The sequence below is a fragment of the Polaribacter sp. Hel1_33_96 genome (assembly GCF_002846595.1).
Taxonomy (GTDB): domain Bacteria; phylum Bacteroidota; class Bacteroidia; order Flavobacteriales; family Flavobacteriaceae; genus Polaribacter.
Map to the genome: position 1 here is coordinate 3,085,001 of NZ_PJMV01000001.1, position 10,995 is coordinate 3,095,995.

The 10,995-nt window shown below is 31.0% G+C and carries 9 protein-coding genes, 1 rRNA gene and 5 pseudogenes (1 of these 15 running past the window's edge); 12 read left to right on the plus strand and 3 right to left on the minus strand.

The window, feature by feature from the left end; all coding sequences use genetic code 11:
• From rrf to ATE90_RS13440, 5 genes and pseudogenes are all read left to right on the plus strand, one after another.
• Positions 1-86 (plus strand): 5S ribosomal RNA (gene rrf / locus ATE90_RS13420) (it extends 24 nt beyond the left edge of the window).
• A 467-nt stretch (positions 87-553) separates the two neighbouring features.
• The gene (tgt, locus tag ATE90_RS13425; RefSeq protein ID WP_036784828.1) at positions 554-1,684 is read left to right on the plus strand and encodes a tRNA guanosine(34) transglycosylase Tgt; all 1,131 of its coding nucleotides are present in this window, start codon (positions 554-556) and stop codon (positions 1,682-1,684) included.
• A 145-nt stretch (positions 1,685-1,829) separates the two neighbouring features.
• Positions 1,830-2,816, plus strand: coding sequence for an LptF/LptG family permease (locus ATE90_RS13430; protein ID WP_254712327.1), 987 nt, complete (start codon positions 1,830-1,832; stop codon positions 2,814-2,816).
• Positions 2,803-3,712: pseudogene (locus tag ATE90_RS13435) on the plus strand (DMT family transporter). Before ATE90_RS13430 ends, ATE90_RS13435 begins: the two are co-directional and overlap by 14 nt.
• A 72-nt stretch (positions 3,713-3,784) precedes the next feature.
• Positions 3,785-4,738: an acetyl-CoA carboxylase carboxyltransferase subunit alpha gene (locus ATE90_RS13440; protein WP_036784837.1), complete on the plus strand. Its 954-nt coding sequence runs from the start codon at positions 3,785-3,787 to the stop codon at positions 4,736-4,738.
• Between the two features lie 181 nt (positions 4,739-4,919).
• Here ATE90_RS13440 and ATE90_RS13725 read toward each other — a convergent pair whose 3' ends face one another.
• Together ATE90_RS13725 and ATE90_RS13730 are read right to left on the minus strand one after the other, a co-directional pair.
• Complete coding sequence (locus ATE90_RS13725) at positions 4,920-5,432, minus strand: TlpA family protein disulfide reductase (protein ID WP_254712328.1); 513 nt, start codon at positions 5,430-5,432, stop codon at positions 4,920-4,922.
• A complete protein-coding gene (locus ATE90_RS13730; protein ID WP_254712329.1) occupies positions 5,410-5,847 on the minus strand; it encodes a hypothetical protein in 438 nt (145 codons plus the stop codon). Before ATE90_RS13730 ends, ATE90_RS13725 begins: the two co-directional genes overlap by 23 nt.
• 282 nt (positions 5,848-6,129) lie before the next feature.
• Between ATE90_RS13730 and ATE90_RS13795 the strand changes: the two genes are divergently transcribed.
• From ATE90_RS13795 to ATE90_RS13745, 6 genes and pseudogenes are all read left to right on the plus strand, one after another.
• Entirely contained in the window at positions 6,130-6,261 is a 132-nt protein-coding gene (locus tag ATE90_RS13795; protein ID WP_302849303.1) for a hypothetical protein, read from the plus strand.
• 5 nt (positions 6,262-6,266) lie between these two features.
• The gene (locus ATE90_RS13735; RefSeq protein ID WP_254712330.1) at positions 6,267-6,665 is read left to right on the plus strand and encodes an aromatic amino acid lyase; all 399 of its coding nucleotides are present in this window, start codon (positions 6,267-6,269) and stop codon (positions 6,663-6,665) included.
• A gap of 152 nt (positions 6,666-6,817) precedes the next feature.
• Complete coding sequence (locus ATE90_RS13740) at positions 6,818-6,925, plus strand: aromatic amino acid lyase (RefSeq protein ID WP_254712339.1); 108 nt, start codon at positions 6,818-6,820, stop codon at positions 6,923-6,925.
• A gap of 30 nt (positions 6,926-6,955) precedes the next feature.
• Positions 6,956-7,000: pseudogene (locus ATE90_RS13845) on the plus strand (hypothetical protein); the annotation flags it as partial.
• Positions 6,991-7,143 (plus strand): annotated as a pseudogene (locus ATE90_RS13850) (aromatic amino acid lyase); the annotation flags it as partial. The pseudogenes ATE90_RS13845 and ATE90_RS13850, both read left to right, overlap by 10 nt.
• The gene (locus tag ATE90_RS13745) at positions 7,137-7,478 is read left to right on the plus strand and encodes an aromatic amino acid lyase (RefSeq protein WP_254712331.1); all 342 of its coding nucleotides are present in this window, start codon (positions 7,137-7,139) and stop codon (positions 7,476-7,478) included. The pseudogene ATE90_RS13850 and the gene ATE90_RS13745, both read left to right, overlap by 7 nt.
• Positions 7,479-7,734: 256 nt before the next feature.
• On the opposite strand, the pseudogene ATE90_RS13455 reads toward ATE90_RS13745, so the two are convergent.
• A pseudogene (locus ATE90_RS13455) lies at positions 7,735-10,299 on the minus strand (ATP-dependent Clp protease ATP-binding subunit).
• Between the two features lie 272 nt (positions 10,300-10,571).
• Here ATE90_RS13455 and ATE90_RS13460 point away from each other — a divergent pair.
• Positions 10,572-10,995: pseudogene (locus ATE90_RS13460) on the plus strand (DNA gyrase subunit A); the annotation flags it as partial.

Here is a 10,995-nt window from a genome sequence, read left to right on the forward strand (position 1 = left end):
CACCTCTTCCCATACCGAACAGAGAAGTTAAGCCCAATAGCGCCGATGGTACTGCATTTATGTGGGAGAGTAGGTCGCCGCCTTTCTTTATCTTGTGATAAACAAGATCTATAAACCTCATATCTAACGATATGAGGTTTTTTTATTACACAAAATGATAAAATATCAAACATAATTGCTTGTTTATGGAAATATTCTGTGGTAGATTATATAATTGTTTTTACTATTCGTTTTTTCTTTGATATTCATGTATTAGTCGGAAAATGGATATTTGTATATATTGGGGTAAAGAATAAAATCTAGAAAATTCAGAATATTTGGGCTTCCCAACAGTAAATTATATATTTTATTATTTTATGAGGCAAAGAGCTTATCTATAGTGTGATTACTCTAGAGTTATATTGGCTATTTTGACTTAGTTATAGTTTGATATACATACTCATATAGTTATTTATACAATTTCTAACTGCATTCTTCATGAAAAGTATCTTTTTCATTTTTATAATAGTCCATTTTATTTTTGAGTTCTTAAATAGTCTTATATTTGCCATCAATGAATTTTGACTTAAAAATAACGGACCCAAAGAGTAAGGCGAGAGCAGGAGTTATAACGACTGATCATGGAGTGATTGAAACCCCAATTTTTATGCCCGTAGGTACTGTTGGCACTGTAAAAGGTGTCCACCAGACAGAACTAAAAACGGAGGTAAAACCCGATATAATTTTAGCCAACACCTATCATTTATATTTACGACCAAAAACTAATATTTTAGAGCAGGCAGGTGGTATACATAAGTTTATGAATTGGGATAGAAATATTTTAACAGACTCTGGAGGCTATCAAGTATATTCGCTTTCAGGAAGGAGAAAAATAGAAGAAGAAGGTGTTAAATTTAAAAGCCATATTGATGGGTCTATGCATTTTTTTACTCCGGAAAATGTGATGGAGGTTCAACGAACTATTGGAGCCGATATTATTATGGCTTTCGATGAATGTACACCTTATCCATGCGACTATAATTATGCGAAACGTTCTATGCATATGACGCATAGATGGTTGGACAGATGTATAAATCATCTTGAAAACTTACCTTATAAATATGGTTATGAACAAACTTTTTTTCCTATTGTTCAGGGAAGTACGTATAAAGATTTAAGAAGGCAATCTGCTGAGTATATTGCGAATGCAGGCGCTCAAGGAAATGCAATTGGTGGATTATCGGTTGGAGAACCTGCTGAAGAAATGTATGCAATGACCGAGGTTGTTGCTGAAATACTCCCAGAAGATAAACCAAGATATTTAATGGGTGTAGGTACTCCAATAAATATATTAGAGAATATCGCTTTAGGTATTGATATGTTCGATTGTGTAATGCCAACTAGGAATGCCAGAAATGGAATGTTATTTACTGCTCATGGAACTATTAATATTAAAAACAAAAAATGGGAAAATGATTTTTCTCCCATTGATGAAATGGATATTACTTATGTAGATACGTTATATTCTAAAGCCTATTTACGTCATTTATTTGCTGCTAAAGAAATGTTAGGAAAACAGATTGCTTCTATTCACAATCTAGGATTTTATGTATGGTTAACTCGTGAGGCTAGAAAACATATTTTAGCGGGCGATTTTAGAGTATGGAAAGATAAAATGGTAAAACAAATGGATAAACGTTTGTAAATTTTTTAAAACATGAATTTCTAAATATAAGTTTAGCTTTTGAAGATTATAGATTGGTACATATTAAAACGATTTTTGGTAACCTTTTTGTTTACTTTACTAATTTTGATTCCTATTGCTGTTGCTATAGATATCTCTGAAAAAATTGATAATTTTTTTAGAACATGCAGATTTAGGATTTTATCAAGTTGTAGATGAGTATTATAAAAATTTTATCATTTATTATGCAAATACATTTATGCCCTTGGCATTGTTTATTGCTGTAATTTTATTCACTTCAAAACTTTCTAATAATACAGAGATTATTGCAATTACGAATGCTAAAGTTTCGTTTACAAGATTTCTATATCCGTATTTTTTAGGTGCCACTTTAATTACAATGGTTTCACTATTAATGAATCATTTTGTTGTACCTAGTAGCAGTAAAACTAGAAAAAAGTTTGAGAAAGAATATATAAATAGTAGAAAGCAAAAAAATGAGTTAAAATATATAAATGATTTCAGTCTGCAATTAACAGATAGTACTTACATATTTATAAGAAGTTTTAATACACAATCAAATTCTGGTTATGATTTTACTTCGGAAGTGTATAATGGTTTAAAATTAAAATCAAAATTAGTAGGAGATAATATAAAATTCAATACAAAAGACTCTGTTTTTACACTTCAAAATTGGAGAAAACGTCAAATATATAAGGATAGAGACAGCATTTTTTCTGGAAATAAACTAGATACTGTTTTTAGTTTTACGCCTAAGGATTTAATTTACAAATCTGCGCTATCCCAAGAAATGCCTTCTGATGAATTGATGAAATTTATTCGTATTTCAAAGAAAAGAGGTGTTAAAAATTTGAATGCGTATTTGGTTGAATTTCATAAAAGAACAAGTCTCCCAATCGCTAGTTACATACTTACAATTATTGCTGTAGCGCTGGCATTTAGGAAAAAAAGAGGTGGAACAGGAATCAATTTGGCAATAGGAGTGGCTATTATGTTTATCTACGTTTTTCTAATGAAAATTTCAGAAGTCTTAGGAGCTGTAGCAGGTGTAAATTCGTTATTATATGTCTGGATGCCAAATTTCTTTTTTGGTAGTTTAGCTATATATCTGTATTACTATGCTAAAAAATAGGTTCAAAAATTATTTATTACTTCATCTCATTGTTTTTATCTGGGGATTTACAGCAATATTAGGTGCATTAATTACTATTGATGCGATTCCCTTAGTTTTCTTTAGAATGGGTTTAGCAGTTATTTTTATTACAATTTATTTTCTTTTCAAAAGAAAAAGTTTTTATGTGGATAAAAAAAGGATTGCTCAAGTTTTTAATAACAGGAATTACTATTGCACTTCATTGGATTTTCTTTTTCAAAGCCATAAAAGTTTCAAATGTTTCTGTCGCTTTAGTAACCATGAGTACAGGTGCATTTTTCACCTCTTTAATAGAACCTATTTTTTTTAAAAGGAAGTTGAAATTACTAGAAATCATTCTTGGATTATTAGTGATAGTAGGTTTATATATTATTTTTAATTTCGAAAGTCAATATAAATTAGGAATTGGGTACGCTTTACTCTCTTCTTTTTTAGGGTCCTTATTCGCTGTTTTAAATGGTCTTTTTATTAAAAAGTATAGTGCAAGTTCTATATCATTATATCAACTATTATTTGGAACTCTTTTTGTTACATTCTATTTATTTTTAAATAATAGTTTTTCAATCTCTTTTTTTAGTTTACATAAATCTGATTGGATTTATTTGCTGATATTGAGCAGTATTTGCACTGCTTATGCATTTATTGCATCCGTAAAAGTGATGAAATATTTATCTCCATATACGGTTATGCTGACCATAAATTTAGAGCCAGTTTATGCTATTATTTTAGCGCTGTTTGTTTTTGGAGACAAAGAAAAAATGAAACCAGAATTTTATTTAGGTGCCTGTATTGTTTTAGGAGTTGTTCTAATTAATGGAATTATTAAGAATAAATCATTAATAAAACAGAAGATTTTACAAAAGGTAAAAAAATAAATCAACTTGCCTAAAAAAGTAAATTTTATAGTATGTTTGTTAATCCAAATAACTAAATCAAAATAACTATAAATGGAATATTTAGATTTTGAAATGCCGATAAAAGAGCTGGAAGATCAGCTACAAAAGTGTCAAATTATTGGTAAAGAAAGTGATGTAGATGTTACAGCAACCTGTAAAAAAATAGAAAAAAAATTAGCAGAAGCGAGAAAGAGTATATATAAAAATATAACTCCTTGGCAAAGAGTTCAATTATCCAGACACCCAAATAGACCTTATACTTTAGATTATATCAAAGCAATTTGTGGAGATACTTTTATGGAACTTCATGGAGACAGAAATGTTAAAGATGACAAAGCTATGATTGGTGGTTTAGGGAAAATTGGAGACCAATCTTTTATGTTTATTGGTCAACAAAAAGGATACAATACAAAAACGCGTCAGTACAGAAACTTTGGAATGGCGAATCCAGAAGGGTACAGAAAAGCGTTACGTTTAATGAAGATGGCAGAAAAATTTAGAATTCCTGTAGTCACATTATTGGATACACCTGGAGCATATCCTGGTTTAGAAGCAGAAGAACGTGGACAGGGAGAGGCTATTGCCAGAAATATTTTAGAAATGACTCGTTTAAAAACACCAATTATTACCGTGGTTATTGGTGAAGGAGCCTCTGGAGGAGCATTAGGTATAGGGGTAGGAGACCGAGTTTATATGATGGAAAATACTTGGTACACCGTTATTTCTCCTGAATCTTGTTCTTCAATTTTATGGAGGAGTTGGGAATATAAGGAGCAAGCGGCAGCGGCATTAAAATTAACAGGAACTGATATGAAAAGGTTAAAATTAATTGACGCTATTATTAAGGAACCAATTGGGGGTGCGCATACCAATAGAGAAGGAGCTTTTAAAGCTGTTGAAGCACAAATTTTAAATGCTTTTAATGAGTTAAAAGATTTATCTGATACAGATTTAATAATTAAAAGAATGGAGAAATATTCAGAGATGGGTGTTTATAAAGAATAAATATTTTAAAGTCAAAGAAAAATAAAAGCGAAATTCAACTTTGAATTTCGCTTTTATTTTGATTTATTTTTAGATCTTCAATTAAATGTCCAACGAATTTAGTAAAGATTTTAATCTAGGGTCAGAGGGCCTAGACACGTTTGAATCTATAATTTGACCTTCTGGATCAATTAAAATAAATCTAGGTATTGAATTTATTTGATACGCTTGTTGAAAAGAAAAATCTTGTCCAGACCAAAGTTGAACTCCAGTCATATTTTTTTTCTTTACAAAAGCCCTCCATTTTTTTTTCTGCGGCTTCCCAAGAACCTCCACTTCTTCGCGATTCATCTGTAGAAATACTAACAAACTCAATATTTTTATTATGATATTCTTTCTCTAAAGTTTGTAAATAGGGTATTTGTTGTATGCAAGGACGGCACCAAGTAGCCCAAACATCTATATAAACATATTTTCCTCTAAAGGAGTCTAATGACTTTTTACCTCCTTTAAAATCTACATAATTTTCAAATTTAGGAGAAGGTCTTCCTTTTCCAGTGACTCTGTTTTGGTTATATGCATTGCTAAAATTAATAACTAATTGATTGTTTTGGTCAAGAAAAGAATTGTAAAGGGTACTATCTAGATGATTGTAAGAATTTAAAATACTATCATACTCAAATTTTATTTGATTAATTTTTTTTCTTGAAATCATCCTCTTCTAAATTTAAATTTATTTGAGGATTTTGGACACTTTTATTTTTTTCTACTTGAGCAATAATAAAATTACTGTTATCAGAACCTTTGCCAGAAAATTTTAAACTTTTCATAAAATTTTGAGCATCTCCGACAAGGGAAATATTGTATCCATTTTTTAAATAAATTGGAGCTCTGTTATTACTAGCTTCCATTGTATAAATTGCACCTTCCTCAACTTTTAATGTGTCTTTAAAAACACCTCCTGAGTTTATATTTATTTCTTTTATAATTCCTTGCCTGTTTGAAATTGTTAAGAATGAATCTTGAGTATTTTCAAGTTTACCGGATAAAGTAAGATGATTTTGAGGCTGTTCTGGAATACAAGAACTCATAATTAATAAACCAAAGAGAAGTATATAAATGTTTTTCATTTTGAAAATTTAAAGATGCCACAAATATAAAATATTAATTCAATGAAAAATAGTTAAAATCGCTTGCATATGCAACTATGAATTTGCACTTTTGAATTTCAATCAATCAAAATATGATTTCCATTCCATTATATAAAACTCAACACCCTTGGATTTATCTAAAATTCAAGAAATAATTTCTTTGGATGTAAAGTTAGCATTATCAGAAACTGCTATTCAAAAAATTAAAAAATGTAGGTCTTTTTTGGATGTAAAAACGAAATCGATTTTCGAAACCAATTTATGGCATTAATACAGGTTTTGGAAGCTTTGTATAATGTAAAGATAAAAGACAATAATTTACAGAAATTACAAGAAAATTTGGTAATGAGTCATGCTTGTGGAACAGGAGATGAGTGCCAAAAGAAATTGTAAAATTGATGATTTATTTAAAGTTGCAAGCTCTCAGTTATGGACATTCAGGAGTGCAATTGGCTACTGTAAATAGATTAATAGATTTCTATAACAATGATATTATTCCTGTCATTTACACGCAAGGTTCTCTTGGAGCCTCAGGAGATTTATCACCTTTAGCACATTTGTCTTTGCCTTTAATTGGATTAGGAAAGGTATATTATAAGGGTGAGATAATTTCATCGGAAGAATTATTAAAAGTATTTTCTTGGGATAAAATAAGTTTACAATCAAAGGAGGGTTTGGCGCTGTTAAAACGGAACACAATTTATGTCGGCTTACGGGAATTCATTGTTTGTTTAAAAGCACATAAATTATCTTATTTAGCAGATTTAATTGGTTACTATTTCTTTAGAGGGTTTTGACGGACGCATAGAACCTTTTAACGAGTTATTCATTTTGCAAGACCACATAATGGTCAGATAAAAACAGCGCAAAGAATTAAAGATTTTTTGGAAGAAAGTGATTGATTGTGCAAGAAAAACAGCATGTACAAGATCCTTATTCTTTTCGATGTATGCCGCAAGTTCATGGGGCAACAAAAGATACGATTAGGTTTGTAACCAAAACCTTTTTGACAGAAATTAATTCTGTAACAGACAACCCTGAATATTTTTGTAGATGAAGATTGAAATTATTTCAGGAGGAAATTTTCATGGGACAACCTTTAGCGTTAGGATTAGATTTTTTAGCGATTGCTCTAGCAGAGTTAGGAAATATATCGGAAAGAAGAACCTATCATTAGTTTCCGGGCACAGGCACCTGCCTCCTTTTTTAATTTCAAACCCAGGATTAAATTCAGGATTTATGATTCCGCAATATACCGCCAGCAAGTATTGTTAGTTCAGAATAAACAATATGCAACTCCAGCAAGTGTAGATTCTATTGAGTCTAGTAACGGACAAGAAGATCATGTTTCGATGGGGGCAAATGCGGCGACAAAATGTAAAAAGATAGTGGATAATTTACAGTCTATTTTTGCTATTGAATTGTTTACAGCTTCACAGGCATTAAGTTTTGGAAATGGAAAAAGTTCTCCTTTTTTAGAAAGTATAATGAGTCTCTTTAGACAAGAAGTTACGATTGTAGAAGAAGACCGGGTTTTACATGATGATATTGTAAATGCTTCCGAGTTTATTAATTCTTTAGAAATTGACAGTCTAGAATTGTTTGGGTAGTTATATGTTTTTTCTATTTTGGATTTAATACTTTTAATTTGTTTGTCATATCGATTATAAACTGCCTGAATACTTCTTCAGATGTAACCCAAAAAAAATTTAATTTTTTTAGACACATGATATTTTTCCTCTCGGTAAATTTTAAAAATAGGATAAATAGTTTAATAGCGAATTAATATTATTCAAGTCAAAAATCAATTAGTAAGAGGGTTTTTTTATAAAAAATCCCGAACGAAAGTTCGGGATTTTCCTGTTTTTAAGATTCCGTTTCTGTTCTAGTTTCAGGCTTCTTTTTACCTTTTTTAATTTTGATGGTGAGTTTGTTTTTATCATCATCAAAATCCATAGTAATGGTGTCTCCTTCAGATAATTTAGAATTTACGATTTCTTCAGCTAAAGCATCTTCTATATATTTCTGAATAGCTCTCTTAAGTGGCCTTGCTCCATACTTTTTGTCAAAACCTTTATCTGCTATATAATCTTTTGCTTTTTCGCTTAACTTTAAAGTATAGCCCAAATCGGATATTCTATGCAGTAATTTATCTAACTCAATATCTATAATAGAATGAATGTCTCCTCTTTCTAAAGCATTAAATACAATTACATCATCTATTCTGTTTAAAAATTCAGGAGCAAAAGATTTCTTTAAAGCTCCTTCAATTACAGATTTTGCATGTGCATCTGCTTGTTCTTTTTTCGATGAAGTTCCAAAACCTACACCACCACCAAAGTCTTTTAATTGACGCGCACCAATATTAGAAGTCATAATAATTATGGTGTTTCTAAAATCGATTTTACGTCCAAGACTATCCGTAATATATCCATCATCTAAAATCTGAAGTAACATATTAAATACATCTGGATGTGCTTTTTCAATTTCATCTAATAAAATAACTGAATACGGTTTTCTTCTTACTTTTTCAGTTAACTGTCCTCCTTCTTCGTATCCAACATAACCTGGAGGTGCACCAATTAAACGAGATATAGCAAATTTCTCCATGTATTCACTCATATCAATTCTAATTAAAGAATCATCAGAGTCAAAATAATTCACGTGCTAATACTTTCGCTAATTGTGTTTTTTCCAACACCAGTTTGTCCTAGGAAAATAAAAGAACCAATGGGTTTGTTTGGGTCTTTTAAGCCAACTCTATTTCGCTGAATTGCTTTTACAACTTTAGTAACAGCTTCATTTTGTCCTATTATTTTTCCTTTAATTAACTCTGGTAGTTCATGTAATCTATGCGTTTCTGCTTCTGCGACTCTATTTACAGGAATACCAGTCATCATGGAAACAACTTCTGCAACGTTGTCTTCTGTAACAATTTCTCTGTTTAATTTAGAGTCATCTTCCCATTGTTTTTGAGCAGAGTTCAAAGCCGCTTCCATGTTCTTTTCATCATCCCTTAATTTGGCAGCTTCTTCATATTTCTGACTATTAACGGCTTTTGTTTTATGATTCCTAATAATTTCTAATTGTGATTCTAACTCTAAAACTTGCTGAGGAACTATAATATTTGTAATATGAATTCTAGATCCGGCTTCATCTAAAGCATCAATTGCTTTGTCTGGAAGATATCTGTCAGTCATGTATCTGTTGGTTAATTGCACACAAGCTTCAATAGCAGCATCTGTATAATTAACATGATGATGTTCTTCGTATTTACTCTTAATATTTTGTAAAATTTGAATGGTTTCTTTTACGGAGGTAGGATCTACAATTACCTTTTGAAAACGACGTTCTAGAGCGCCATCTTTTTCGATGTTTGTCCTAAACTCATCTAAAGTTGTAGCTCCTATACATTGTATTCTCCTCTTGCTAAAGCTGGCTTTAACATGTTTGATGCGTCTAAAGAACCGGTTGCACCACCAGCACCAACAATGGTATGAATTTCATCGATGAATAAAAATAATATCTTCATTTTTTTCGAGCTCATTCATTAAAGCTTTCATACGTTCCTCGAATTGACCTCTATATTTCGTACCCGCCACTAGGCTTGCTAAATCTAAGAAACAATACGTTTGTCAAATAAAATTCTAGAAACTTTACGTTCTATAATTCTCAAAGCCAAACCTCTGCAATCGCAGATTTTCCAACTCCAGGTTCACCAATTAACATTGGATTATTTTTCTTTCTTCTACTTAAAATTTGCGAAACACGCTCAATTTCTTTTTGTCTACCCACAACAGGGTCTAATTTACCTTTCTCAGCTAAATCAGTTAAATCTCTACCAAAATTATCTAATACAGGGTGTTTCGATTTTTTAGCGGTTTTACTTTTTTGAGATTGATCAAAAGGATTTGGTTTCTCTGAGGCGTACTCGTCATCAGAAGGTGTTTCTGCAATTGGATTTGAAGGTAAATCAACATCAAGATCATCTACATGCAATTGCTTGTATAATGTTTTAACATCATCATAGTTCACATGATATTTTTGAATCAACTTTGTAGTTGGGTCATTTTCATTTCTTAAGATACATAATAACAAATGCGCAGTGTCTATAGATTCACTTTGATACAACTTAGCTTCTAAAAAAGTAGTTTTAAGCGCCTTTTCGGCTTGTCTCGTTAAACGTAAACTAGGCTTGTCTTTATTGTCAGAAAATGTTGGGTTTGATGGGTTTAATTGTTCAAGTTTTTTACGCAATAAAACTAAATCAACATCAAATGTTGTTAAGATTTCTATTGCTTTTCCTTCTCCTTTTCTAATTAAACCTAATACAAGATGCTCTGTTCCAATAAACTCATGCCCTAATCTTAAAGCTTCTTCTTTACTGAAAGTAATTACATCTCTGACTTTTGGTGAAAAATTATCGTCCATATTTCTTTCTCTCTTTATTAATTTGTAGTAAAATTAGTCCTTTATGTTTTAGCAATTACAAAAAATATGCCAATGCAAAAAAACTGACATTTTGACTATTGTAACAAGGTATAAAACTATTAGAAATCAAACAAATAAAATACTGTTAAAAAATATTAAAAAATGTTGATAACTCTGCCGAATTACAGCTACTAAAACCTTTGTGAAAAGGCGTAGAAATACTATCTTGCCTTGTCTTAAAAAAATGAATTAATTTTAATCAAAATATATATATGTCAGACGGAGAAAAGTTAATTCCGATTAACATTGAGGATCAGATGAAAGCCGCATACATCGATTACTCGATGTCAGTAATTGTTTCAAGAGCACTGCCCGATGTAAGAGATGGTTTGAAACCAGTTCATAGAAGGGTTTTGTTTGGTATGCATGAATTAGGAATTAAAGCAACTGGGTCGTATAAAAAATCAGCAAGAATTGTTGGGGAAGTTTTAGGAAAGTACCATCCACATGGAGATACCTCTGTGTATGATTCCATGGTGAGAATGGCGCAAAACTGGAGTGTACGTTACATGATGGTTGATGGGCAAGGTAACTTTGGTTCTGTAGATGGAGATAGTCCAGCAGCGATGCGTTATACTGAGGTTAGAATGCAAAAGATATCAGAAGATATGTTTAGCTGATATTGAGAAAGATACT

Bases quoted from the DNA above. Each gene is read 5' to 3' on its own strand.
- tgt (WP_036784828.1), top strand. From the start codon at position 554: ATGAATTTTGACTTAAAAATAACGGACCCAAAGAGTAAGGCGAGAGCA.
- ATE90_RS13440 (WP_036784837.1), top strand. From the start codon at position 3,785: ATGGAATATTTAGATTTTGAAATGCCGATAAAAGAGCTGGAAGATCAG.
- ATE90_RS13725 (WP_254712328.1), bottom strand. From the start codon at position 5,432: ATGATTTCAAGAAAAAAAATTAATCAAATAAAATTTGAGTATGATAGT.
- ATE90_RS13730 (WP_254712329.1), bottom strand. From the start codon at position 5,847: ATGAAAAACATTTATATACTTCTCTTTGGTTTATTAATTATGAGTTCT.
- ATE90_RS13795 (WP_302849303.1), top strand. From the start codon at position 6,130: ATGGCATTAATACAGGTTTTGGAAGCTTTGTATAATGTAAAGATAAAA.
- ATE90_RS13735 (WP_254712330.1), top strand. From the start codon at position 6,267: ATGATTTATTTAAAGTTGCAAGCTCTCAGTTATGGACATTCAGGAGTG.
- ATE90_RS13740 (WP_254712339.1), top strand. From the start codon at position 6,818: ATGCCGCAAGTTCATGGGGCAACAAAAGATACGATTAGGTTTGTAACC.